Source organism: Acetobacter sacchari (assembly GCF_017377715.1).
Lineage (GTDB): Bacteria > Pseudomonadota > Alphaproteobacteria > Acetobacterales > Acetobacteraceae > Acetobacter > Acetobacter sacchari.
Genome location: NZ_JAFVMF010000095.1, coordinates 1 through 256, shown reverse-complemented (window position 1 = coordinate 256; position 256 = coordinate 1). Strand labels below are relative to the sequence as shown.

Sequence of the window (256 nt, the reverse complement as noted above, 5' to 3'; positions counted from 1 at the left end):
TGGAACGCGCGTCGAAGAATCTCAGCAATATCCAATGCAAGAATCTTAAAAACGCGGAATTCCGTCAGCCGGAATTTCGAAACTCGCTGAATTCTCAATCCGGCAAAACCACCCTCCGCTACCATCCACCCAGCCGACGACGCGCCGCTTGCGCGTATTTTCCGGCTTCATTTCGGGGCAATTTTGCCGCCGAAAAACCGCTCCGAAACGCGAGCCCGTGAAATTTCGGTTATGGGCGCCAAGGCAAAGAGCGGCA

At 54.3% G+C, this 256-nt stretch carries 1 protein-coding gene; it reads left to right on the top strand.

The features are described from left to right. Positions 1-221, top strand: a 221-nt coding sequence (locus tag J2D73_RS20390; protein ID WP_207884251.1) for a hypothetical protein, incomplete at its 5' end; no start/stop codon positions are given. Positions 222-256 lie beyond the last annotated feature (35 nt).